This window comes from Aggregatibacter sp. (assembly GCF_057314075.1).
In genome coordinates this window covers 42,378-66,475 of sequence record NZ_DBHLAR010000005.1, presented here as the reverse complement: position 1 = coordinate 66,475, position 24,098 = coordinate 42,378, and the positions used below count along the sequence as shown (strand labels likewise).

Annotated in this window: 28 protein-coding genes and 2 tRNA genes; 7 read left to right on the top strand and 23 right to left on the bottom strand. The window is 41.8% G+C overall.

Annotated features, from left to right (window positions below; genetic code table 11):
* The first annotated feature begins 16 nt into the window (after positions 1 to 16).
* Genes ACO5E4_RS03850 through ACO5E4_RS03840 form a run of 3 tightly spaced genes read left to right on the top strand, consistent with a single transcriptional unit; the run spans position 17 to position 1,896 of the window.
* A complete protein-coding gene (locus tag ACO5E4_RS03850; RefSeq protein WP_485862133.1) occupies positions 17 to 733 on the top strand; it encodes a YwiC-like family protein in 717 nt (238 codons plus the stop codon).
* Positions 720 to 1,448: a tetratricopeptide repeat protein gene (locus ACO5E4_RS03845; protein WP_485862132.1), complete on the top strand. Its 729-nt coding sequence runs from the start codon at positions 720 to 722 to the stop codon at positions 1,446 to 1,448. Before ACO5E4_RS03850 ends, ACO5E4_RS03845 begins: the two co-directional genes overlap by 14 nt.
* Before the next feature lie 13 nt (positions 1,449 to 1,461).
* Positions 1,462 to 1,896: a nuclear transport factor 2 family protein gene (locus tag ACO5E4_RS03840; RefSeq protein WP_485862131.1), complete on the top strand. Its 435-nt coding sequence runs from the start codon at positions 1,462 to 1,464 to the stop codon at positions 1,894 to 1,896.
* A 33-nt stretch (positions 1,897 to 1,929) separates the two neighbouring features.
* Here ACO5E4_RS03840 and parC read toward each other — a convergent pair whose 3' ends face one another.
* The 3 genes from parC to ACO5E4_RS03825 all read right to left on the bottom strand — a co-directional run bounded on the left by parC (position 1,930) and on the right by ACO5E4_RS03825 (position 7,530).
* A complete protein-coding gene (gene parC, locus ACO5E4_RS03835; protein ID WP_485862130.1) occupies positions 1,930 to 4,182 on the bottom strand; it encodes a DNA topoisomerase IV subunit A in 2,253 nt (750 codons plus the stop codon).
* Between the two features lie 161 nt (positions 4,183 to 4,343).
* Positions 4,344 to 6,242, bottom strand: a complete 1,899-nt coding sequence (gene parE / locus ACO5E4_RS03830) for a DNA topoisomerase IV subunit B (protein WP_485862129.1) — start codon at positions 6,240 to 6,242, stop codon at positions 4,344 to 4,346.
* 124 nt (positions 6,243 to 6,366) lie between these two features.
* Positions 6,367 to 7,530, bottom strand: coding sequence for a cytochrome-c peroxidase (locus tag ACO5E4_RS03825; RefSeq protein WP_485862128.1), 1,164 nt, complete (start codon positions 7,528 to 7,530; stop codon positions 6,367 to 6,369).
* A 193-nt stretch (positions 7,531 to 7,723) separates the two neighbouring features.
* Here ACO5E4_RS03825 and ytfE point away from each other — a divergent pair, with 193 nt between their 5' ends.
* Entirely contained in the window at positions 7,724 to 8,401 is a 678-nt protein-coding gene (gene ytfE, locus ACO5E4_RS03820; protein WP_209363092.1) for an iron-sulfur cluster repair protein YtfE, read from the top strand.
* A gap of 80 nt (positions 8,402 to 8,481) precedes the next feature.
* Here ytfE and ACO5E4_RS03815 read toward each other — a convergent pair whose 3' ends face one another.
* Positions 8,482 to 8,853: a DsrE family protein gene (locus tag ACO5E4_RS03815; RefSeq protein ID WP_314956069.1), complete on the bottom strand. Its 372-nt coding sequence runs from the start codon at positions 8,851 to 8,853 to the stop codon at positions 8,482 to 8,484.
* Between the two features lie 198 nt (positions 8,854 to 9,051).
* Positions 9,052 to 10,722, bottom strand: coding sequence for an energy-dependent translational throttle protein EttA (gene ettA, locus ACO5E4_RS03810; RefSeq protein ID WP_485862127.1), 1,671 nt, complete (start codon positions 10,720 to 10,722; stop codon positions 9,052 to 9,054).
* A gap of 435 nt (positions 10,723 to 11,157) precedes the next feature.
* On the opposite strand from ettA, the gene zevA reads away from it, so the two are divergent.
* Complete coding sequence (gene zevA / locus ACO5E4_RS03805; protein WP_485862126.1) at positions 11,158 to 11,790, top strand: zinc transporter binding subunit ZevA; 633 nt, start codon at positions 11,158 to 11,160, stop codon at positions 11,788 to 11,790.
* A gap of 14 nt (positions 11,791 to 11,804) precedes the next feature.
* Entirely contained in the window at positions 11,805 to 12,839 is a 1,035-nt protein-coding gene (zevB, locus tag ACO5E4_RS03800; protein ID WP_485862125.1) for a zinc transporter permease subunit ZevB, read from the top strand.
* A gap of 129 nt (positions 12,840 to 12,968) precedes the next feature.
* Here the strand turns inward: zevB and ACO5E4_RS03795 are convergent.
* From ACO5E4_RS03795 to ACO5E4_RS03725, 15 genes are all read right to left on the bottom strand, one after another.
* Positions 12,969 to 13,044 (bottom strand) — tRNA-Asn (locus ACO5E4_RS03795).
* A gap of 422 nt (positions 13,045 to 13,466) precedes the next feature.
* Positions 13,467 to 14,489 (bottom strand): tyrosine-type recombinase/integrase, encoded by a 1,023-nt coding sequence (locus tag ACO5E4_RS03790; RefSeq protein WP_485862124.1) that lies wholly within the window; start codon positions 14,487 to 14,489, stop codon positions 13,467 to 13,469.
* Positions 14,490 to 14,498: 9 nt separating this feature from the next.
* A complete protein-coding gene (locus ACO5E4_RS03785; protein ID WP_485862123.1) occupies positions 14,499 to 14,729 on the bottom strand; it encodes a DUF4224 domain-containing protein in 231 nt (76 codons plus the stop codon).
* Positions 14,730 to 14,784: 55 nt separating this feature from the next.
* A complete protein-coding gene (locus ACO5E4_RS03780) occupies positions 14,785 to 14,961 on the bottom strand; it encodes a hypothetical protein (protein ID WP_485862122.1) in 177 nt (58 codons plus the stop codon).
* Positions 14,951 to 15,106, bottom strand: a complete 156-nt coding sequence (locus tag ACO5E4_RS03775; RefSeq protein ID WP_485862121.1) for a hypothetical protein — start codon at positions 15,104 to 15,106, stop codon at positions 14,951 to 14,953. Before ACO5E4_RS03775 ends, ACO5E4_RS03780 begins: the two co-directional genes overlap by 11 nt.
* Positions 15,107 to 15,146: 40 nt before the next feature.
* The gene (locus ACO5E4_RS03770; protein ID WP_485862120.1) at positions 15,147 to 15,782 is read right to left on the bottom strand and encodes a hypothetical protein; all 636 of its coding nucleotides are present in this window, start codon (positions 15,780 to 15,782) and stop codon (positions 15,147 to 15,149) included.
* A 53-nt stretch (positions 15,783 to 15,835) separates the two neighbouring features.
* Positions 15,836 to 16,630, bottom strand: coding sequence for a DUF2303 family protein (locus ACO5E4_RS03765; RefSeq protein ID WP_230622422.1), 795 nt, complete (start codon positions 16,628 to 16,630; stop codon positions 15,836 to 15,838).
* Positions 16,631 to 16,703: 73 nt separating this feature from the next.
* On the bottom strand, positions 16,704 to 17,063 hold the full coding sequence (locus tag ACO5E4_RS03760) for a hypothetical protein (protein ID WP_485862119.1): 360 nt from the start codon (positions 17,061 to 17,063) through the stop codon (positions 16,704 to 16,706).
* 79 nt (positions 17,064 to 17,142) lie between these two features.
* Positions 17,143 to 17,556, bottom strand: a complete 414-nt coding sequence (locus tag ACO5E4_RS03755; RefSeq protein ID WP_442539291.1) for a hypothetical protein — start codon at positions 17,554 to 17,556, stop codon at positions 17,143 to 17,145.
* A gap of 2 nt (positions 17,557 to 17,558) precedes the next feature.
* Positions 17,559 to 18,170, bottom strand: a complete 612-nt coding sequence (locus tag ACO5E4_RS03750; protein ID WP_485862118.1) for a YqaJ viral recombinase family protein — start codon at positions 18,168 to 18,170, stop codon at positions 17,559 to 17,561.
* A complete protein-coding gene (gene bet / locus ACO5E4_RS03745; RefSeq protein WP_485862117.1) occupies positions 18,167 to 19,066 on the bottom strand; it encodes a phage recombination protein Bet in 900 nt (299 codons plus the stop codon). Before bet ends, ACO5E4_RS03750 begins: the two co-directional genes overlap by 4 nt.
* A gap of 9 nt (positions 19,067 to 19,075) precedes the next feature.
* Positions 19,076 to 20,017 carry a hypothetical protein gene (locus ACO5E4_RS03740; RefSeq protein WP_485862116.1) on the bottom strand — a complete coding sequence of 314 codons (942 nt, stop codon included), beginning with the start codon at positions 20,015 to 20,017 and terminating at the stop codon, positions 19,076 to 19,078.
* Positions 20,018 to 20,019: 2 nt separating this feature from the next.
* Positions 20,020 to 20,184 (bottom strand): hypothetical protein, encoded by a 165-nt coding sequence (locus ACO5E4_RS03735; protein ID WP_485862115.1) that lies wholly within the window; start codon positions 20,182 to 20,184, stop codon positions 20,020 to 20,022.
* Positions 20,162 to 20,470: a hypothetical protein gene (locus ACO5E4_RS03730; RefSeq protein ID WP_485862114.1), complete on the bottom strand. Its 309-nt coding sequence runs from the start codon at positions 20,468 to 20,470 to the stop codon at positions 20,162 to 20,164. Before ACO5E4_RS03730 ends, ACO5E4_RS03735 begins: the two co-directional genes overlap by 23 nt.
* A gap of 555 nt (positions 20,471 to 21,025) precedes the next feature.
* Positions 21,026 to 21,102 (bottom strand) — tRNA-Lys (locus ACO5E4_RS03725).
* Positions 21,103 to 21,425: 323 nt separating this feature from the next.
* Here ACO5E4_RS03725 and ACO5E4_RS03720 point away from each other — a divergent pair.
* Positions 21,426 to 21,950 (top strand): hypothetical protein, encoded by a 525-nt coding sequence (locus ACO5E4_RS03720; RefSeq protein WP_006718666.1) that lies wholly within the window; start codon positions 21,426 to 21,428, stop codon positions 21,948 to 21,950.
* A gap of 89 nt (positions 21,951 to 22,039) precedes the next feature.
* On the opposite strand, the gene ACO5E4_RS03715 is transcribed toward ACO5E4_RS03720, so the two are convergent.
* The 3 genes from ACO5E4_RS03715 to ACO5E4_RS03705 form a co-directional block, all read right to left on the bottom strand.
* Positions 22,040 to 22,270 carry a hypothetical protein gene (locus ACO5E4_RS03715; protein ID WP_485862113.1) on the bottom strand — a complete coding sequence of 77 codons (231 nt, stop codon included), beginning with the start codon at positions 22,268 to 22,270 and terminating at the stop codon, positions 22,040 to 22,042.
* 385 nt (positions 22,271 to 22,655) lie between these two features.
* Positions 22,656 to 23,030: an ASCH domain-containing protein gene (locus tag ACO5E4_RS03710; protein ID WP_485862112.1), complete on the bottom strand. Its 375-nt coding sequence runs from the start codon at positions 23,028 to 23,030 to the stop codon at positions 22,656 to 22,658.
* Entirely contained in the window at positions 23,008 to 24,066 is a 1,059-nt protein-coding gene (locus ACO5E4_RS03705) for an N-acetyltransferase (RefSeq protein ID WP_485862111.1), read from the bottom strand. Before ACO5E4_RS03705 ends, ACO5E4_RS03710 begins: the two co-directional genes overlap by 23 nt.
* Positions 24,067 to 24,098 lie beyond the last annotated feature (32 nt).

Below are 24,098 nucleotides of genomic sequence, written 5' to 3'. Positions count from 1 at the left end.
ATAATTCATCTGATTTATGAAACTATTAATTTCGAATCAACACGGTGCCATTGTGATGGCACTTATGCCATTTTTATACGGAATGTTGCTCAGTCATCCGATTTGGCAACATATTTTCTTTTTGTTGGCGTGGTTTTCCTTGTATTTAATGACTTATCCGTTTCTGAATTTATTTAAAGGCAGAAATTTGGAGTTGTATATCAAATGGTCGTGGATTTATTTCTTCGCCTGTGTCATTTTTGCCATTCCGGTATTGATTTATAACTGGCATACGGTGTTATTTGTGGCAGCCATGTTGCCGTTCGTGTTGATCAGTATTTATTACGTTAAGCAAAAAGATGAGCGCGCTTTTTTAAATGATTTGGCAGGGATCGTGATTTTTGCGATTGCCGGTATGGGATCCTATTATTTTTCTGACCGCACTTTTGATAACAAAATTTGGCTGGTTGCGCTGTATCCGAGCTTATTTTTTATTGGAACCACTTTATATGTGAAATCTGTTATGCGTGAGCGTAAAAATCCGTTGTATTTAAAATTATCCATTGGTTTTCACGCCCTTTGTATTCTCGGATTTGTTTTTGTCCAACAATATCTCATGGCATTGGCGTTTGTGCCGCCATTCATTCGTGCCATTTGGTTGCCACAGAAAAAAATGTCGGTAAAACAAGTGGGTTTCACCGAAATGGGGATTTCCCTATTGTTTTTTGCGAATTTACTTTATGCCACGTTGTAGACAGATGATGAAAAAACAGTTAAAGCATTTTGCAATCGGTCTCGGCTTGTTTAGTTTTTCTGCACTTGCTGTAGAAACGCCGGCTTTTTCTGTGGCATATGCCGTGGGAGACAGTGGGAAACTGTTGCGTAATGAACTTACGAATGATCAGCTAAGAGATTGGGGACGAGCTTTTTTTCAACGCAATGATATGTCCTCCGTGTTTAATGTGATGTATCTTCTTGCATTGAAAGATGATCGACGTGCACAGCTGGACCTCGGTCGACTTTATTTTCGTGGAGAAGGCGTAAAACAGAACTATGAAAAAGCCTATTGGTGGTTTAGCGAAGCCGCAGAACAAGGAAGCAGAATTGCTGTAACCAATTTAGGCATCCTTTACGCCGGTGGTTATGGCGTAAAAAAGAATCTTAATCATGGCATTTCTTTGCTGGAGAAAACCGCATCAGCTAATGACTCACAGGCGATGCTCGTTTTAGGTACTCTGTACTATAACGAAATTAAAATTAGAGACTTTAATAAAGCCTTTAAGTGGTTAGAAAAAGGGGCTAAACAAGGTAATGAAGAGGCTATTTTCCGCTTAGCGTTAATGTATGAACGAGGCGAAGGCACAAAACGTAATCGACCGATGGCGATTTCTATTTATAAAGATTTAATCGCACAAAAAAGCCGTTTCTCTGAGGAAGCAAAAGAGCGTCTAGCGTTATTAGAAGGTTAAGTGGATACAATAAATGGATGAGATTCGATACATATACGAAAAATGGCACCAGTATGCAAAAGAGCGCGATGTTGAGGCGTTAATTGCGTTGTACGCGGATCATGCGGTATTTGAAAGTCCTTTGGTTCAGGCTATCTTAGATAGAACAAATGGCGTACTGAATGGCAAGGATGAGATTAAATTTTTCTTACAGGAAGGGACAAAGCGTCGTCCTAATGAGTTGGTCAAATGGTTTCGGCGTGGTGACTATCTCACAAATGGGCGTTTATTAGTTTGGGAATATCCAAGGCAAACCGATGAGGGTGAGCAAATTGATATTCTAGAATTGATGGAAATCGAAAACGGGCTCATTCAACAACATAGAATCTATTGGGGCTGGAAAGGATGTTTGCTGATTAGTCAGGGGTTAGCGAGATTGCAGGAAAATCAAAAAAGTTCTTCAACCTAAAAAATAAGGGTGCCATTGGCACCCTTATCTTTTTTATTCCTGTGGTGCCACCACTTCGATGTCCACGTTGCTATGCAACCCACGCGGTAACTGCGTCCCTTTGCGACCTCGCTCGGCGCGGAATTTCTGTAAATCTTCCGGTTTTAAGGTCACTTTACGTTTCCCGGAATGGAAGATCAGACTGGAATTTTCTTCAATCAACAATAACCGTACCAGTAATTCGGAACGCGCTTTGGCGTTAGCGGATGGAATAGTGACGATTTTGTTGCCTTTGCCTTTGGACAGTTCCGGTAAATCTTGTGCAGGGAAAATCAGCATTCTGCCGGCAGAGGTGAGTGCCACCAAAAGTGCGGTCGGATTTTTCAGTGTTAGTGGCGGTAACACTTTGGCATTTTCCGGTAAGGAAATGAGCGCTTTACCGGCTTTGTTACGAGCGACTAAATCGGCGAATTTACAAATAAAGCCATAGCCGGCGTCGGATGCCATGAGCAATGGTTGATCTTCATTTTCAATGAGCAGCTGATCAATGGTTGCGCCTGCCGGCAGGGTAAGTTTACCGGTGAGCGGCTCGCCTTGGGAGCGGGCAGACGGCAGACTTAACGGATCCAGTGCGTAACTGCGCCCCGTGCTGTCGATAAACACCGCCGGTTGATTGCTTTTACCGTAGGCATGCGCCAAATATTTGTCGCCGGCTTTGTAGCTTAAGCCTTGAGGATCAATGTCATGCCCTTTCGCGCAACGCACCCAACCCATTTCTGATAAAATCACCGTCACCGGTTCTGTCGGTAGCATTTCGTTTTCTGCAATGGCTTTGGCTTCCGCGCGTTCAACCAACGGCGAACGGCGTGGGCTGGCGTATGTTTTGGCATCCTGTTGAATTTCTTTTTTCAACAGCGTATTTAAACGACGTTCGGAGCCTAAAATCTCTTCCAAAGATGACCGCTCTTTTTCCAGCTCCGCTTGTTCCGCTTGTAACTGATGTTCTTCCAGTTTCGCTAAATGACGCAAACGCAAGTTCAAAATGGCTTCCGCTTGTGCATCGCTTAAGTTGAAACGAGCCATTAATTCAGCTTTCGGCTCATCTTCGTTGCGGATGATTTCGATCACTTCATCAATATTCAAAAAGGCAATCATCAAACCTTGCAAGATATGCAGGCGGGCAAGCACTTTGTCTAAGCGATATTGCAAGCGGCGGGTCACGGTGGTGCGACGGAAAGTCAGCCATTCGGTGAGGATTTCCAACAAATTTTTCACTGCCGGTTTGTAATCCAAACCAATCATGTTCATGTTGACACGATAGCTTTTTTCCAAATCGGTGGTGGCAAATAAATGCGCCATCATGGCATCGGTATCTACACGATTAGAACGCGGCACGATCACAATGCGCACCGGATTTTCATGATCTGCTTCATCACGAATATCTTCTACCATCGGCAATTTTTTCGCGGTCATTTGCTCAGCGATTTGCGCAATTACTTTGGATGGTGAGGCTTGGTGCGGGAGGGCGCTGATAATGATTTCCCCGTCTTCTTTCTTCCATGCTGCGCGCATTTTGATAGAGCCGCGACCTTGTTGATATATTTTGCGAATTTCTTCTTTCGGCGAAATGATTTCCGCCTCTGTCGGGAAATCCGGGCCTTGCACCACAGTCAACAAATCATCTAAGGTTGTTTTCGGATTATCCAGCAACATCACTGCAGCATCGGCGATTTCATTAATGTTATGCGGAGGAATATCCGTTGCCATCCCTACCGCGATCCCTGTTGTGCCATTGAGTAAAATATGTGGCAAACGTGCCGGTAAATATTGGGGTTCTTCTAAGGTGCCATCAAAGTTCGGTTGATAATCTACGGTACCTTGACCGAGCTCCGCCAATAGCACTTCTGAAATTTTAGATAAACGGGATTCTGTATAACGCATCGCCGCAAAAGATTTCGGGTCGTCCACTGCGCCCCAGTTGCCTTGCCCGTCAACCAATGGGTAACGGTAAGAGAAAGGTTGCGCCATCAACACCATGGCTTCATAGCAAGCACTATCACCGTGCGGGTGGAATTTACCCAACACATCCCCCACAGTACGGGCAGATTTTTTATATTTTGCCGCCGCATTCAGCCCAAGCTCGGACATGGCATAAATAATGCGTCGCTGTACCGGCTTCAAACCATCACCGATAAACGGCAAGGCGCGATCCATGATGACGTACATGGAGTAGTTGAGGTACGCCCTTTCGGTGAAGTGGCGTAGTGGCATTTGTTCAATGCCTTCATAGTTGATGGAGTCAGTCATGATTTATTTTTGCGTTTTATTTATGTCGATAATATTCGTTTAATTTATTGGCTTTCGCCAAATTTCCCCCTCTTTTGTAAAGAGGGGCGAGGGGAGATTTAAAGTGCGGTTGATTTTTGAAATGTTTTGAGGTGTTTAAAAATGTTACCGCACTTTTCTTCTTACACAGCCAAATCCACTTGATCCCCTTTCGCTTGCAACCAGTTTTTGCGGTCTTCAGCGCGTTTTTTGGCCAGTAGCATATCCATGGTTTCGATCGTTTCTTGGCTTTCTTCACCTTGTGCTTCAAAGGTGAGTTGCACTAAACGACGGGTGTTCGGATCCATTGTGGTTTCGCGTAATTGCATTGGGTTCATTTCGCCCAACCCTTTAAAACGCTGTACGTTTGGCTTGCCTTTTTTCCCTTTCAGACGATCCAAGATAGCGTCTTTTTCGCTTTCATCGAGGGCATAGAACACCTCTTTGCCTAAGTCGATTCGATAGAGCGGTGGCATCGCCACATACACATGGCCTTGTTCTACCAGTTTCGGGAAATGGCGTAGGAAGAGGGCACAAAGTAGGGTGGCAATGTGTAAACCATCCGAATCCGCATCAGCGAGAATACAGACCTTGCCGTAGCGTAATTGGGATAAATCATCGTTGTCAGGGTCAATACCCAATGCCACGGCAATATCATGCACTTCTTGTGAGGCTAACACTTGCTCTGGTGAGACTTCCCAGGTGTTCAGAATCTTACCGCGCAACGGCAAAATCGCTTGGTATTCACGCTCCCGAGCTTGCTTGGCAGAACCACCGGCGGAATCCCCTTCCACGAGGAATAATTCGGTTAAATTGAGATCTTGTGAGCTGCAGTCGGCGAGTTTGCCCGGTAGCGCAGGGCCACTGACCAGTTTTTTACGCACCACTTTCTTCGCTGCACGCAAACGGCGTTGGGCGGAACTGATCGCCATATCTGCCAATAATTCGGCAGTTTGAACGTTTTGGTTTAGCCACAAACTGAAAGCATCTTTCACAACGCCGCCAATAAACACCGCACTTTGACGGGAGGAAAGGCGTTCTTTGGTTTGTCCGGCGAATTGTGGATCTTGCATTTTAAGGGAAAGTACATAAGCACAACGATCCCATAAATCGTCAGCGGTGAGTTTCACACCACGCGGTAATAAATTGCGGAATTCACAGAATTCACGCATGGCGTCCAATAAGCCTTGGCGTAAACCGTTGACATGCGTGCCGCCAAGTGCGGTCGGAATCAGGTTTACATAGCTTTCGCCGATGAGTTCGCCACCTTCCGGCAACCATAATAACGCCCAAGATACCGCTTCTTTTTCGCCCTTAAATTCACCGATGAACGGTTGTTCGGGTAAGGTGACTAAACCGTTTACCGCTTCCATTAAATAGTCGTTCAAGCCGTCTTGATAAAGCCAAGTGTCTTCTGTGTCATTCACTTTATCGATAAATTTAATTTCTAGCCCTGAGCACAGCACGGCTTTGGCGCGGAGTAAATGACGCAAACGGCTGACGGAGAATTTTTCGCTGTCGAAATATTTAGGGTTCGGTTTGAAATGTACGGTGGTACCGGTCGTGCGACGACCGCAGGTACCGATAACGGTGAGGTCTTCCACTTTTTGACCATTTTCAAAGGCGATTTTATACATTTCGCCGTTACGTTTAACGGTGACATCAACTCGCTCGGATAAGGCGTTCACCACAGAAATTCCCACCCCGTGCAAACCACCGGAGAAGGTGTAATTTTTATTGGAGAATTTACCGCCGGCGTGCAGTTTGCTCATGATGACTTCTACGCCGGAGACGTTTTCCACCGGGTGAATATCCACCGGCATACCACGCCCGTTATCGATCACTTCAATAGATTGATCTTTATGCAAAATTACTTCGATTTTCGTGGCAAAACCGGCAAGGGCTTCGTCCACGCTGTTGTCGATAACTTCTTGTGCGAGGTGATTTGGGCGGGTGGTGTCGGTATACATGCCCGGGCGGAGTTGTACGGGCTCAAGGTCTTTTAAAACGGTGATTTCGTTGGCGGAATAATTCGTTGTCATAGTCATTCATTAATAAAATCTTGGAAGCAAAACTGCGCAGGATTATAGCAAAAAACAACGGGATTTTTAACCGCACTTTTCGTGCTGAGAGAAGAGAAAAGTGCGGTCATTTTGGCGAGCGTTTTTACTGTTGTTTGAGTAGCGTTTCGTAGCGTTCGTCCGTTAAGGTCTTCAGAAAGGCTTCAAGGTCATCCAGTTGTTCATCGCTTAACGGTGGGGCTTTGAGTTCTTCAAGATTCATCGTTGCGGCGTATTCCGGTGCTTCCCAAGGTTGATGAGTTTCAGGGTTCAGTTTGCGTGCCGAGTTGTTGAAATGATCGAAATATTCTAACACGGTACGCAGATGTTTAAACACGCCGTTGTGCATATAAGGTGCGGTGACGGCAATGTTGCGCAGGGTTGGCACTTTGAATTTGCCTTTTTGGCGTTGATCCCCCTTGACCATTGGGTTATCCAACAAGCCGTTATCGATAAAATCTTCGCTGAGCTGATTATGAGCGATTAACCGCCGATTTTTCGGCACACCCATGTTGTAATAGCGATAATTTGTGAAGGTTTCTTCTTTGTGTTCAGCTTGTTGCGCTTGGTGGCAATTGCTGCAGTTGGTTTTGGTGTTATCAAAGAATAATTGCTGACCACGCTTTTCTTGCGCAGTCATCGCATATTTACCCTGCAAAGATTTGTCGTATTTGCTATCAAAAGGGTGTAATAAGCGTTTTTCTTTTTGGAATACGGCAAGTGCATCTTCCATCGCGGCATAAACGCTATCTACGCTGTCCCACGTGGCTTCGCCATAATGTTGGGTTAAGAGCATGAAATACATCGGTGTATTGTAGATCCGTTTAGCCACAGAAAGTTTGTCCGGCATTCCCATTTCCACCGGATTGATTGGTGGCCCACCGGCTTGTTCAGCTAAGTTCTTGGCTCGCCCATCCCAGAATTGACCGCCTACATAATCTTGAATTTTTTCATCATAATGAAATTCGGGCGCGTAGCTGGAATAAAGCATGGTTGGTGCATTGCGTGTGCCGAACAGTTTCGGATCATCGCCTTGGGAGACCATTTTGTCTGCACTGTTTTCCCGTAAGTCAACAAAGGCGGTATCCGGGCTGTGACAACTGGAGCAGCTTTGATTACCATGAAAAGAAAGGTTATTGTCAAAAAATAAAATTTGTCCCAATAGCGCTTTATCAATTCCGCCTTTCGGCATTTCACGGGCTTCTTTTTCTAAGGCAAGGGTTGAGATAGGTAGCCATACGGCAAATAGCGTGGTCAATAAACGGTTCATGGTGTGTCCTAGTAATAAAATGATGTTATTTAGCATACCGTTTTTTTCTTTTTTCTGTCTTACTCTTTTAGGGTATGGCTTTTGACCTGAATCATACAAAATCACTTTTTTTGAAAAAGCGCTTTATCTTTTTACAAAATAGTTTACTATTTTGCTAGGTTTTTGTTATTAACACATTATGGGGGAAATTAGAATGTCTTTTGCCGATAAGAAATTAAGTGAAATTGCGATTTCGATTCCGGGATCTACCGCACTTTTACGTGAATACGATCTTGATTTTTGTTGTGGTGGTGCGGATACCTTAGGTGCTGCGGTTGCCGAGAAAAATTTAAATTTAGCGGAAATTGAAGCGCGTTTAACCGAACTACAAGAGAGTAAACAGCAAGATGATGAGCAACGTTGGTTGACTGCACCGTATGCAGAAATCATCGATCATATTATTCATCGTTATCATGAGCGCCATCGTGCTCAGTTACAAGAGCTTATTGTACTTGCTGAACGCGTAGAATCTGTACATGGTGATCGTGATGATTGCCCGGTAGGTGTGGCAGCTGAATTACACAATGTTTATGCCGATTTAAGCAGCCATATGATGAAAGAAGAGCAAATTTTATTTCCAATGATCAAGATGGGCAATTATGCCATGGCAAGAATGCCGATTCAGGTGATGGAACATGAACACGCCGAACATGGCGAACATTTAGAGGTGCTAAAAGCCTTGACCAATAACTTAACGCCACCGGCAGATGCTTGCAATACTTGGCGTGCACTCTATAGCGGCATTAAAGAATTTATGGATGATTTGATGATGCACATTCATACGGAAAATAATATTCTGTTTCCACGTGTGATTGAAGAAGGTAGCAGATAAACTCTGTTTCAACAATTTGATGTGTATAAAGCCATTAAATATGATGTTTAATGGCTTTTTATTTAAATACTATAAAAAGATTAATTCAGTTGAAGTTGTCTTTGTGAAACAAATAAGGCTTCTGTGATAAAGCTAGCAGTCACAATTTCTGCTTCAGAATAAAGGCTTTCTTCGGATACGCCGTTATGTTGCATACAGGAAGAACATACGGCAATTCTGCCACCTTTTGCAATAAAGGTATCAATGAGTTCATGAACCGGTTTGAACGGTACGCCAATATTGATTTTATCTCCGTAACCTTTAGCGCCGAGATGAACGGCATCGGAAAGCAATAAAATGACAGTGTCTTTGCCTTTTTCGAGGGCGTTTATTCCGACAGTAAAAGCAATCGTAACATTATTTGAATCGCGCTCATGGGCAGTTAATGTAATTAATAAATCAATGTTTTTCATGATGTTTCCTCTATGTTTTGGCTTATCAAATAAAATAATTTATATATTTATATTTTTTGATTTTAAGGAGTTTTATTTCATTTGGCTGTGATTAAAATCACAAAATGAGAAATAAATGAAATATGGCATGTAAATATACTGAGGAAATATAAAAAACAACCCCAGATTCAATGGAGTCTGGGGTTAAACGACAAAGGCTTATTTCGCAATACGTTTATATTTCATGCGGTGTGGTTGAAGAGCTTCAGCACCGAAGGTTTTCTTCTTCCATTCTTCATAATCGGAGAAGTTGCCTTCATAGAAGGTTACTTTGCCTTCATCACCGTAGTCTAAAATATGTGTAGCGATACGGTCTAAGAACCAGCGGTCATGGGAAATCACCATGGCACAGCCCGGGAATTCTAAGATAGCATTTTCCAATGCGCGTAAGGTTTCCACATCAAGGTCGTTGGTCGGTTCGTCCAGTAACAATACGTTGCCGCCAGCTTGTAACAATTTTGCTAGATGCAAACGGCCGCGTTCACCACCGGAAAGTTCACCTACGCGTTTTTGCTGATCCACGCCTTTGAAGTTGAAGCGTCCTACATAAGCACGGCTTGGAATTTCAAAGTTACCGATAGTTAAAATATCTTGTCCGTTAGAAACTTCTTCCCACACGGTTTTCTTGTCGTCCATGGCATCGCGGAATTGATCTACGGAAGCCAATACGACAGTTTCACCTAAAGTGATGGAACCGGAATCCGGTTGTTCCTTTCCGGAAAGCATGCGGAATAAGGTCGACTTACCTGCACCGTTTGCCCCGATAATCCCAACGATAGCGCCTTTCGGAATGCTGAAAGACAAGTCATCAATTAAAGTGCGGTCGCCGTAGGATTTACTTAAATGCTGTACTTCAATGACTTTATCTCCTAAGCGTGGGCCAGGTGGAATAAAGAGTTCGTTGGTTTCGTTACGTTTTTGATATTCGCCGGAATTAAGTTCCTCAAAACGCGCCATACGCGCTTTGCTTTTTGCTTGACGACCTTTTGGATTTTGGCGCACCCATTCCAATTCTTTCTCAATAGATTTTTGGCGGGCAGATTCTTGCGCTTGTTCTTGTGCCAAGCGTTTTTCTTTTTGTTCTAACCAAGAAGAATAGTTGCCTTCCCAAGGAATACCTTCACCACGGTCAAGTTCTAAAATCCAGCCGGCAACGTTATCTAAGAAATAACGGTCGTGGGTAATTGCCACCACGGTGCCTTCGTAGTCGTGTAAGAAGCGCTCTAACCAAGCCACGGATTCTGCATCTAAGTGGTTGGTCGGTTCGTCTAATAACAACATATCTGGTTTTTCGAGCAATAAACGGCAAAGTGCCACACGACGGCGTTCACCCCCGGATAAATGTTCGATTTTGGCATCCCAATCCGGTAAACGTAACGCATCGGCGGCGCGTTCTAATTGGTTGTCTAAATTATGCCCGTCATGCGCTTGAATGATGGCTTCCAACTCCGCTTGCTTAGCGGCAAGTTTGTCGAAATCTGCATCAGGATCGGCATATAAGGCATAAACTTCATCTAAACGCGTTAACGCACGTTTAACCTCACCCACGGCTTCTTCAATTGCTTCACGCACAGTGTGTTGCGGTTCCAGTTTGGGTTCTTGAGGAAGATAACCGATTTTAATGCCGGGTTGCGGACGCGCTTCCCCTTCGATTTCTTTATCAATGCCCGCCATAATGCGAAGCAACGTGGATTTACCGGCGCCGTTTAAGCCGAGCACACCAATTTTGGCTCCTGGGAAAAAGCTTAGGGAAATATCTTTTAGAATATGACGTTTCGGCGGAACCACTTTGCCTACTCGGTGCATCGTGTAAACGAATTGTGTTGACATAATTTTTCTCTGGTTAAGGGAAAAGTGCGGTCATTTTTATTGATGTTTTGACATGCGAAATGACCCTAAAGAAACAATAAATCATAAAGATTATTGTCATGATTCAGGCGGCTCATTCTACTTGATGTTTGCTGTTGTGCCAATTTATCGCAGTAAAATTTTAGACATAAAAAAACCTCTCCGAAGAGAGGTAGGAAAGTAGTTTAGCTATTTATGATTATTTTATTTAGGAACTTTATGAATATCAAGCAATCACTTGATGGTGTTGAATGTTATCGATTTTTTAGTGAGAAGCAAAATGCAAAATTAGGTTTGTTTGATATAAATCAGAAAAAACGAGTGATTTTTTCATGATGGATGCTTTTTTGAGCGCACTGTGGTGCATTTTTATTTATGCTAAAATAATGAAGTCAAATTTACCGGGAAGGTGAACCAGTGAAAAAAATAAGCTTATTTTTTATAACCTTAATTTGTGCCCAAACGCTTTTTGCGCATCCTCATGCGTTTATTGACATGAAAACGAAGGTGTTGGTTGACAAACAACAATTAGTCGGGTTTTCGATGCAATGGATTTTAGATGAGCCCAGTTCAGCTGCTGTGTTATATGATGTAAAACAAGCGAAAGGTGACAAGAAAGCATTGCAGAAATTGATTGATGAGGTTATCGGCAATGTGGTCAATGAGCATTACTTTAGCTATTTATTTGATAAGCAAGGCAATAAAGTAAAATACAGCGCGAAACCACAAAATTACGGCATGAAGAGTAGTGGGGCGCAGGTGTTGTATTATTTTGATTTTATGTTGTCAAAACCGCAGCTTTTGCAGGATAACGAATTTACATTAAGTACTTACGATCCGACTTATTATGTTTCTATGTATTACGATCAACCTTTTCATTCGGCTGTCGATTTTTCTCAATTACCGGAAAATTGTCATGGCGAAGTGCTGGAGCCTGATGTTAATGAAAAACTCAAAACTTACGCTTCTTCGTTAGATCAGTCTCAACGCAACGAAGATAATACCCTTGGCGCGCAGTTTGCACAAAAAGTGCGGTTAATTTGCAAATAGTTTTTAAGAGATTCATGAAATCCCGTTTATTTTATTTCCTGTTGTTAGGCATATTGCTAATTGCCTGTATTTATTTGTTTCCATGGTTATTTTCCCATGTTGTACTTTGGCAACGGGAATTTAATCAAATCATCTCTGCCTATTTACATGCCATTAAACAACAGCCTGTTTATGCCGGCAGTCTGCTCATTTTGGTGAGTTTTTTATATGGTGTGTTTCATGCCTTAGGTCCTGGACATGGCAAGTTTATTATTGCCGGCTATTTGGCAACTCATCAAACGAAGCTTGCACGTAGCATGCAAATCACTTTTTTCTCTTCTTTAGCTCAAGGATTAGTTGCCATTTTGGCGGTGTCTGTTGTGGTGCTGATTTTGCAACTTTCCTCCGCCTACTTCAATTTAAGCCAATTATGGTTGGAACGAAGCGCTTATGTTCTGGTGATTTTTCTTGGGCTGAATTGGTGTTGGAAAAGTGGGAAACGGTTGTATAAACAACGTCGACAGATAAAGAAAACGCCACAAATTCATCGAATTAAACACCGTATCGCAAATGAGATACGGTTTGATGGGCAGATAGCCCCTAAAAGTGCGGTAGGAATTTCAACTGTTTTTCCAGAAACACATACGGAACACTATGCCAGCTGTGGTTGTGGTCACCAACATATTCCGGATCCTGACGCTTTGAATCAAAACGTAAATACAAAGGAAAGCGTATTGATTATTTTGAGTATCGGCATGCGACCTTGCTCCGGTGCGATTTTTGTTTTGTTCCTTGCCTATATGTTGGACTTATTTGCTTGGGGGATGGTGGCAACATTTGCGATGTCACTTGGTACGGGAATTACGTTATCTGCATTTGCGTTGTTGGTGCGCTATGCTCGCTCAACAGCGATTAAAATCGGGCAATGGTATCGTCGACTTTTTGCAAACATAGATATAGAAACGGTGGCGAAATGTCTTGCCGGTACTATATTGATTTTCTTTGCGTTAGCGTTACTTTATGGTACGACCTTGCCGATAAGCGGAGGTGCGGCATTATTTGTGAGATAAGAAGACGTAAGGAAAAAGGATTCAGCAGAAAAAAATAAAAGCCCATAAGGAGGCTATGGGCTCAAATTCTTTCGGTGTGCTTTAGTTTTTATAAAAGGAGACAAATAAAAACTATCCAAAAGAAAAAATTGGCTCCTCCTGCTGGACTTGAACCAGCGACATATGGATTAACAGTCCACCGTTCTACCGACTGAACTAAGGAGGAATAAATTTGGTATCAAAAGATAGGTCGCGTATGTTACTTATCCACCTATGGGTTGTCAACACCTAACATTAAAAAATATTTCTCTATTTTTTTATGTGATATTTCTATCCACAAACTCTGTGGATAAGTTTGTGAGTTATTATTTTAAAAACTATCCCACCCCCGATAAAATCAGGCTTCATTGAAATTCGATATAAAATTGATTGCAAAATGACATTTTTTTATTTTTCAATTAGTTAATAAAAATCTAGCGAATTTTTTAGAAAAAATTTATAAATTTGTGACTTAGGCTACTTGACAAATATAACTCTGTGTAAAACTTGTATTTTTAAATGTCATTTTTACGCGCCAAATAAAAACAACGAATTACAAACTAAAATTTTGCAAGCGTTCCGAAATAATGGTGTATGTTCCGAAATTCCCTATTTTGTCGGGCTGATCACCTTGTCTTTTCGGATGTAACGTTTTGTCATCCGCAAAGACGTATGACCGAGTTGTTTTCGGGCTTCATCATCGCCCGCAGATAATGATTTATCTGTACCCGCTTTGGCTCGCAAGTCGCGGAATTGGAATTGTTCAAGTTCCTTTCTCAACTCCGGATAAAGCGCAATAGCTTTCCTCTTTACGTCCAAAAAGTTATTTGTCACCAATGCACGGGTCATTGGATTGCCCCAAGTATTAAGGAAAAGATAGCCTTCCTTATCTTGTAACCGCCGCTCAACAATTTCTTGTAGCTGCCCGATTATTGCGATGCGTAGTTTTGCACCGGTCTTTTGTTGCGTGATATGTAAAATTCCGTCATAGATATGGCTGCGGTGGATTTTGACAATATCTACTGGGCGTTGACCGGTCAGATAGGCTATATCCATTAGGTCTTTCATGTCTTGGTCGCAGAGTTCGTAAACCTTTTGATAAACGTGATCTTCGACGTAAACATCACGCGGTTTCACTTTATGCTTTGCGATACCGTCGCTAGGGCAGGGGAGTTTTGTATATCCCCATTCGCGCGCCATTGCCCAAATGTGGTGAAATAGAGTAACTTCTCTATTTGCCGAACTGGGTTTATCTTTCCGCCAAGTCAAATATTCCCGAATATGTTTTGGCTCAATTTGCTCTAAGGTCGGATTGTCGAAAAATTTCTTTAAAAATCCGATTGAGTGCTTATTCCCTATAATTGTTGTTTCCGCCTTGTTTGGCACAATCTCGTCCATATATCTCGCCACCACCGCATGAAATGTGATAATTTCATTTGGCAAGGAACGATCTAAATTTAACTTAGCGGCTTCCAAGATTGCTTGATGTTTGTTCGTGCCAAGAGATTTTTCGGATTTGTCGGCGAGCGTGTAGAAATAATAGGTTATGACTTTCCCGCTGGCGCGTTTTCTCCGGCGGCAAACTAAGTTTTGTGGCAATCCTTGGTTTTCATAGTTTCGTGGTCGTCCCATGATTTCCCCCTATGCGTAAAGAACTTTTGGACACCAAGTTTCTTTTTCTGCGCTGGCTTTGTTTGATTTCGTTTTAGTATTAGCATAGTCACGGCGAACGACAGGATAGCCGGCGGCATTTAAAGTAAACTTGATCCCCTGCGCGTTTAGCTGCTTAATAATTCGCGATTTCTGTTTGCATCCCGTCAGAAATTCAATTTCAGGACGGGATAAAAATTCGTCATAGACATTGATTTCCATTTTGTGTTTCCCTTAAATCAACGTGGTCTAACAATATCCGGCACCTCAATAATCATTATCTGATTGCGATCAACGCCTTTGTATTGAGCCAGTATTGTACGATTTCCATAGCCTCACCTTGCGTTACGCCTTTTTCCGATTCTCGGACAACGTCCCAATTACGATGGAATTGGCACTCAATGACGATATATTTTTTACCATCAACAACTTGTAAATCTTGCTTAAAAAACATTTACACCTCTCGCTAATAGCCATAGTTTGACGTTAAAAATAAAAAGATCCTCTTGGAGCTTGATTTTTGCCAATCTCGCTTTGCTCTCGGCATATTGCAAAACAGTGCCGACAATAACTAAATACCAAAATAAATAATCGCTCATATTTACTCCAATAAAAAACCGCCCTTTCGGACGGCTTGAATTAATCATCTAAAGCGTTTTTCATGGCGTCAAGCCATGCTTGAGCGTCAGATTCGGATCGGAAACAGTTGCCGTTTAAAATGCTACCATGATCAAGTCGGTTTGCATGCATTTTGCCTACTCCTTCGTTAGTATAAGTAATACTGTAGTAGGCCTCTCCTTGTTTTGGTTTAAACGGCTTAGGCAGTGTAACGGTGATTGTGTCGGATTTTTGCACTATGGAATCCAGGTATATTTCAGGGTGCCCAAAGTCTTCGCTCCACGCAACATAAGAATCACTTTTCTCACAACCCAATAAGTAACTGCCATCTTTAGCTTTGCCTATGATGATATATACATCTTGCCCGTCAAGACTAACTTTTAAATCTTCCTGATACGCCTTTTCCAGCACCTGTTCGGATGTTAGTTCTGGCTCTTCCCACATGCCGATAATATCGGCGTCATCAATTTGATCATGCTCTGAGCGACCATTTTCACGCCAACTGAGTTGATAATGCCATCCATATTGATCGATGTAATATCCCATAAGGCATTCTTTCGATTTGGTATTTAATTTATGCAAAACAAATGCCTTGGTTCCGTCTTGTAGTTTTACCGGCGCGCCATTCAACGCCTCTTGTAAATCAAACGGTTTCATAAGTTCTCCTTAAAAAAAGACCGCACTTTGATTTAAAGTGCGGTTGTATTTATTTAGTCTAATACGCCCTCGTAGAAATCTACGTCGGCAATATTGGCTTTCAATTTTTCCAATGTCGTATTAAACGCGTCTTCAACCACTTTTTCCGGATTGATTAATTCGTACCACAAGAACAACGATCCGTCTTTAATGCGATAACGAATGCGTGCTTTTACTTGGTAGTAATCGCCGTTATGGAATGGTTGGATGCCCAGTACAATTTCTTCCGGCAATTTTGCGTTGCCGCCACCGGTTTTTTCGTCTGTGTAGGTAAACGACATAGTACCGTCTTGTAAGCGTTTAACCGACTTAAATTCAGATTTGCGGGTTTCTTCAAAGGCCAGCACCATTGCCAATAATTCAGCGCCGCTTACGATGTTGCCGTCAGTTGCAATGCAGTGAATGTTATTTTCCAAGAATGCACCAAATTCAACTTGGCTCATTGCCTGTTTGTCTTTGTGCGCCCATTCTTTCCAATCTTTTGAGTAAGGGCAGTTATAAGTTGCGGTATGGTCGCCCCAACGAGGATTGGCTGGATCTGCGTGGTAGTCAAAAACGGCAGTAATCTCCAATTCATCTAAGTTGGAAAAAATAGCGGTGCCGGCAACCTTGAATTTGTTGGCGTAATCAATTAAGGACTGTTCGGTGTTTAAGTACAGATTTTGGCGCAAACGGTTCGGTGCAGGCTGTAATTTTTCCAACGATTCGACGCTGAACTCGTTATTTAAAATAACGGCTTTATAACTATCTTCAACAGGCAGTCCATTGATCGCAAGTTTGGCAATATCGTTTACGGTTGTTTTTTCCATTTGTTTTTCCTCTTCTGGAGTTAATAAAAAACCTGTCGTGTGACAGGCTAGCGATTAAGATTTACGATTAAGCTTAAGCTGCGGCGGATCTGCTAACGACTTTCAGACCGCTTGCCGGTTTATCTTCGACGGTTTTCAAATCCATTTTAAGTTGGCTTGGGTCATCGAAAAGCACGTCACCGTCAGCCGTTGAGAACACAATGCTTTCTTCGCGATCCAATTCAGGGATTTTTGAATTAACCATTGGTGTGATTTTGATTTGGTTTTCGGTGCGTGTGTTAAGCATGGATACTTTCAGGCTTAATGTTAGCGTCCCTTGTTTGCGAGTTTCGCGGACCGCCTTAATTACTTCAGCGAGTGCGTCGGTTAATTCTGCGTTTAATTCGCCGCGATTAAGTTGAGATAATGTTTTATCAAAGTTAGTTTTGCTCATGTGAGCCTCCAGTTATTTAAGGGTTGTTTGTAGATAAAAGAAAACCCGCCTTGTTAGCGGGTTTGGTAGTTATTCTTTATTAAGAATAATATTTTATTTTTTCATATTCCTGAAAATCCATTCCAGTTATAGCCTCAATGGCTCTTATAGCTTCATCTTTTGTTTTGTAATAAGCCCCAAATTTATATTTTTGTTCAGATACATTTCTTGCCGCGACTTTTAGCACTTGAAATCCGTGATAAGCAGACGGCTGATCTATTCTGTAAACCCATTTCAAATTTATGGTTTCATTTACGTTGTAAATAGGGCGCATGGGTTTTGTGTAATCAACTTCATTAACCTGGGAAATATCAGGTACCGGTTGCCATTTATCAAGCTTGGGACACGCATAAGTTCGCCACCACACTGTTCCGTCATCACACAATGCGTAAAGTGTATGACCTAAATCGCACTGTAAATCTTGTCCTGTAACGATTTGAATAATTTTTCTCATATTCATTCCTTATACGCTTTCAGCGTTTTAACAAATTGCGGGATATGTTCGTCAAAGGCTTTCATCAGTTTTTCGTCGCGCTCGGCGGTGAACAAATAAAGCGTTTGTTTTTGATACTCGGGGCAGTAACTCACAAAGTCCCAAGTTTCGTAGCCTGTCACCCACAAATTCGCCTGCACTTGAATGACGTACTCAGCCGGTACGCCGCCCTCAAGTAAATAGCGGATATGGGTACTCATTTTCGGGCATTTGATTTCAAGTCCTTTTTTGAGCGACGGAATTAATCCGTCGGGGCTAACCATTACATCGCGGTTTTCGTTGAGATACACGCCGCCGACCTGAATAACGTCATTGCCGGTTAAAAACTCGTAAGCGGCGCGGGCCTGCGGTTCTAACTGATTGCCGCGCTCCATAAAACCGGATTTAAACGTATCGCCACCGCCTAAAATGCTTTCTTCGATCAGCTCCGCCATATATTTAATATAACTTGCCGATTTCTTGCCGGTAGCGGTGACGATATTTTCAAAACCAGTCGCGGTCGGAATGCCTAACCTTGCAGCCAGCCATTCTTCCGAGCCTTGTTCGCAATCTAGGGTTATTAATCCGTCGATCATAGCGGGATGTTTTCCTCGTTGTCGTCAGGTTGCGGTGCCGGTTTGTTTTTCTCTTGATAACGCTTATTCAAGATGCCAATAGCATTTTCGGCATTAGCACTTGTTAATTCGTCAAGTCGCGATTTACCGTAAGCGGACAACAATTTCTGCTCGTCGGTGCCAGTTAATCCGATTAAATCCGACAATTTGTCGTACTGCTTATCGGTAATCATTGGGGTTTTAGTCGCAGTTGTATCGATTACATTCGCGTGATTGTCGGGTGCTGCTGGCGTTGGCTCCTCCGCGATTTCATCAGCGGTAATTACTCCGCCCAACTCATCAGGAAATGCCTTACGCAACGCGCCGGCTTCTGCGCATTTTGCCAACTGTCCGCGCGGGCGTTTAGTCCACATTGAATTGACTTTTAGTCTGTCGGTCTTTTTATTGTCTTCATAAACGCTGGTTGTTGCACAAGCTTCGGAAAAATACTCCGTGTGTGAAAACGCACAACGAACACCATTAATAAAACGATAAACTGTTACACGGCACCATTCTGGAGCGGTTACACCTAAATGATTAATTAACTCGCCAAATACAGGTTCATCTTGTCCTGCCATTTGCCCCGTACGGAAAGCTGTAATTCGTTGTTCGTAAATACCCGGCATAATGACATCGCGCCATTCTTTTTTATCGTTGCCGTATTTATCTTTTTGGTCTTTAATGGTGACCTGCATTGGTACGATATGACACGGCTTTTTGAGGATATCTATTTTTCGCGCTTTACAATAATCAATCGCAAGTAAAATGCTTTCGGATTTCGCACCGGGAAAAACACTATTTTGTAGTGTTGTCCATGTGGCTGAATCAATATTTCGTTCGGTAAGTGCAGATTGAATTTCAGCTGGTAAAGTTGTCATTTTTTTCCCTTATTTTAAAAGTGATAGTGTTACGCCATCGCCGAATTGTGCTTTAATCTGTTTAGCAAATTCGATCGCCTGTTCTTTTGTGCCTGTGAACGGTATTTTTACAACAAAATTAATTACCGATTCATTGACTTCTGCCGGTGGAGTTTGCGCTTCCATTTCCTGCGCGACCGCCGCCGCTTCCGCCTGTACTTTTGCCTGTTCTTCCGCTTCCTGCTTGGCTTTTTCGGCTGCCGCTTCCGCTTCTGCCGCGCGTTGTGCTTCGCGTTGCTTTTCATCTTCGATACGCTGCGCCACAATTTCTTCCAAGTCGTCTTCACCGGCAATCAATTTCACCGCGTCGCTAAACAGATATTCGTGCGAGATTGGGATAAGTTTTAGGCGTGATTGTAAGCGCGCGATTTCTGACATCAGTTCAGCAAGCACTAACGCCTTTTCGGCGTTTACCGCTTTAGTCAATCCGTCAATGGTGCGTTTGTTTTTCGTCGCGTCATTAATTCGTTTTTTCAATGTGTCTTTTGGCATGGTAAATTCAAGTGCAAGCGAGATAGCACTTTCACCGCATGCCGAATTGCGCGTATCGAGGATTTCAATTATCGCCGCGTTCGCGATATTGTCCTTAATCGATGCCTCTTTTTCTTTCACCAACTTATCGCGCGACAATCGCTCTTGACGAAAACGTTCTGCGATAGCTTCTGCCTGTTCGATCAGCTTGTTAATATCGCCTTGCTGTGCGTTTTTAATCGCCGCGCGGGTTTTATCTTCCAACTCTTTAAGGATTTTCACTTCTTCCTTTGCGCGCCCGAAATCTTCGTCCGTTTCAAAGGACTGCGTGAGAGTAGATAAAAACTGTTCCGCTTGTTTTTCAAAGTCGGCGATATTACACGTCAGCACTTTACTTTCTGTGCTGATAATTAATTCAAATTTTTGTTCTTGGTTTTCCATTTTTAACCTCTGCCATGGCAATTACTTTTCCAATAGTCGCAATCATCGTCCGCCGGCTCCTCGTCATCTTCCGGTGGTTCGTCACGTTGCGGTCGTTCTTCCAGCGATTCGTAATAATCGTCCGGATTGTCGAAACTAAACACGCTACCGCGTCTTACTTTTCGCATTTCGTTGTTCCTGTAAAAGTGCGGTAGTTTTTCGCAAGTATTTTTCGGTGTCGGCATCTAAATTCGGTTGCCATTCGCCGTTTTCTTCGATCCATTCCGCTTTTGCTTTCGCAATCGCTTCCGCGCTGATTTGCTCACTGATTACGTTGTCGTTGTAATCTGTGGCGTATTGGGTTGTTTGTGGTGTTGCGTCCGTTTGAGCAACGTTGAAATAAGCCTCGGTGATAACCGCGCCAGTTAAAAATACCAATGCAACGGTGAAGTGGAGTTTGATTAGTTTTTTCATTTTGCGTCCCTTAATTGAGTAGGATTAGTGCGATTACTGGCGGAAGATACGCGGCAACTACCAGCACAAATAAAGCGATGTCTTTAAGGTGTTTCATTTTTATTTCTCCCAAAAAAAATGCCCTCACAAGGAGGGCGAATAACCTAAGGAACCAAATTATGAAATCGATAGTGCCTGATTTCTTGTCACCGCTCACAGGCTTTGCGTAACACGTTCACGCAGTGTTCACGTCGGCGCTTGGCTGCTTGGCGACAGCGTCCGCACCGAACCCTACATAGTTTGGGAAACGTCGTATTAATCCCACTCGGTATTTCATTTCTTAATTGCCCGCCACGGCAACGCACCACTTTTTCAGACGAAACTCCGGACAAGCGGATCCGCAATAATATTAATTAATTACCGTGACCGCCGGACCCGATACAGTTTTGACCGGGTTTAGCTTGGTCGGTCGGTAGCTGATAGCAGTATGTAGCTTTGCTAACATAGTTAGATTCGTAAGGTTTGCCATTTCAAAGCGCACTCATTAGATCGGTCTGTGTAGAATGCGCTTTGAATTGGTGTCGCAGGGTGGATTCAAACCACCATCGCACGGATTAAAAGTCCGCCGTTCTATCGGTTGTAACTACTGCGACATTAACTGGTCCGTGGGCTTGTTTGCCGTTTCCCCGACCATCCTCATATCCTCGAAGGATTGCTTAAAGATATAAACAGCGCTGCCCTTGATTCACCAACCACCTCTTTTCGGTTAAACACGCGACACAGTTTTCTGCTTGGGGGTTACTCGACTTAAATCAGCCGATAATTTATATCCCGCATGAGATCAAATTGTCTAAAACTCGAAACAGGTTAATGATGAGCGCCTTTCTTTATGCTTGTAAGGCTCAAGCCCTCTTGTATGCGACTACAACGAGGAATATAATGCTCTCTGCGACTACAATTTAATCAGAGGAACATCATGGAAGAGTACGCCAAGTTACTTAATACCATACTTACCAAGGTAGTTTTTAATCACATGACTATGTTCTTCGTTTTCTTGTTTGTTGGCTTTACGTTCATTCCGCCCGAATTAACGTTGTATCTCAACGCTAAAACACCGGCATTCTTTCCTGATTGGTTCACTCTTGCCAATTTTGGTTCTTTGATATTTGCGTTGGTTTCTACGATGATTTGGATTCTTATTTCTAAATCGACCAAATCAATTATTTCAAAACTGCGTGAATCATTAAAAACTAATTCAGAGCAAGCTAGATTAATCAATCTACTTCATAATTTATCAACAGAAGAGCAACATGTTCTTGCAATGTCCTGCCTTAATGAGCGAATTATTTTCCCAGATAACAGAACTCAGCTAGCCATTGAAAAACTCTTGTCAAAAGAACTTATTTCGTACGGCTGGACTAATGATAAATATGAGTTAAATCCACTTATTCGCAATGTTGTTCTTGCTGAGCTCGATAAGAGCATGAATTCCCATCATTAACCTGTTTCAAATTTTTAAAGAGCGTTGCCTTTCGGCTTGGTTGTAAAACCTTTATTCAAGCCCTCACCAAGAGGGCTTAGTAAAGATTCTTATTGCTTTGTTAGTTGTTCCGCTTTTACTGGGAACCAGTAACAATCTTTGTTTAAGTAAACAAATCTTCCGCCTGAAATATCTTCTTTCTTTTCAAATCCAATGACTTCAAACGGCCCGAATTTGACCCCAAAGTCGTTTTTATAAATAACTCGGTCGCCAACTTTTAAACCGCACTCAATCGGCGCCATCGAGCAAAGTTGTTTCTTGAAGTTTTGAAATGTTGTCATTTTCGGATCCTTGTTTTTTGTGTATCTCGTTTTGATAGGCTTAGTATCACATTTTGAAATAATACAGTCAACACAAGGTGTGATTTATTTAGTTAAAAATATTTCATTTTGTGATTAATCGGTTGATTTTCAAAGAAATAAATTTTAAAGAAATGTGTTTGTTTGCTTATTTTTTAACCAGTAGATAAGCAAGAATAGAAAAGTGCGGTTGATTTTTGAGGTGCTTTTGTGGGTGTAAGCAAGTTTTAGTTGTAATTAAGCAAGTATGATGAGGGTGGATTTTTAGGGAGTTGCAGTAAATTGAGATGGAGATAAGAAAGATTTGGCGAATTTAAGCAATGTTTAAGGAGGATAATAAAAAACCGCCAGTGAGGCGGTTCATTGGTTAGTTAATATAGCAATAAGATTGTGGTGGTGTGCCGGATGGCAATACATCTGAAATTACTAACGGTTCGTCATATAATTTGAATGAGTCAATCTCAAATGCGTGTGCCAAGGACTTTGCTGAAAAGTATTGATCGAAGAAGCTTTTAGTGATGCCGGAGAATTCCTTTGTTTTTTCCCAAAGAGATTCCGGCGTGTGAGATAGGGTATCTTTCACCTTAAATTCCCCGATAATTCGTCCTACGGGCATCGTTGAGTAAACCACAACTGTTGTTACACCTTCACGTTTAGGTAGCGTTTTTCTAAATTCAAATTTTTTTTCACCTGAAATGATTTTTTCTACAAACTCAGGTTTAATGGATAGCAAGATTTTCACTAACTCCTCCTATTGATAATATTTTTCTATATTGACTTTCAGTTATTTTGAAAAATCCCCAATATTGATTTCTTATCATTCCGATATCTTCGATTAATGATTTTCTTATTATACGCTTATTTAATGCAATGTTATAGGTAAATCTAATTATCACTGGGTATTTTTTATATTTAAAAAACTCAGTCAATTCTTTCTCAGAAAAAATGCTATATGATAATGTATATTTCAAGAAGTCATCTAACGATCTAAAGTCATTAATATTTTTAACTTCTTCTACTACGCAAATAGATGTTGCTACAGCGCTATATTCAGCACTTTTACCGTCAGACGCAGTTCTGTAAATTACCAATGTATCTCCTGGTTGCAGACGATCTGTTCCTTCCATTGCAGTAAGATAAATCTTGTGTATGCTATTAGTGTGTGATGTATCTTTAATGAGTAATGCGGGGTCTTCATTATTTAAAATAGAATCAGGGAGCAATCTAGAATGCCATTGTGGATAAAGTGAAATAAGATAGCGATTAGATATTTCTGGTGTATTGGGGTAATCTTTTACAATATCTCCTGATACTTTAGAGATATTTTTAAACAAAACCATCTCTCGGCCATTTTGAGTTATTTTTTCAGCACGATTTTCAAATCCGTATTTTTGAAATAAATTTAATAATGTTTGGTGTTTTTCAAATAACGTCACATAGATTTCATCGATATTTCTTATTAATGCAATATCAAATATTTTTTTTAGAAATCTTTCCCCTAATCTCGTTCCATGTGGATTTATTTTTAATGTGCCTATTTTTAATCTATTTTTACTTGGTAGATTTGGTTTAATATCATTCAGTTCTTCATTTTCTATTTTTAAATAAAGGAACCCGTCTAATAAACCTTTATTGTTTATAAAAATAAATGCACTTTCACCTTTTTCTCGTTTTTTATTAAACCAATTAGGAAATTCTTTATAATCAGATTTTAAACTATCAAAGAATGGGTCATCTAAATTAATTTTGGAAAAGTATTCAAGTTTTAAATTATCCATAGTAATTTCCTCATTTAATAATTATTGGTTGT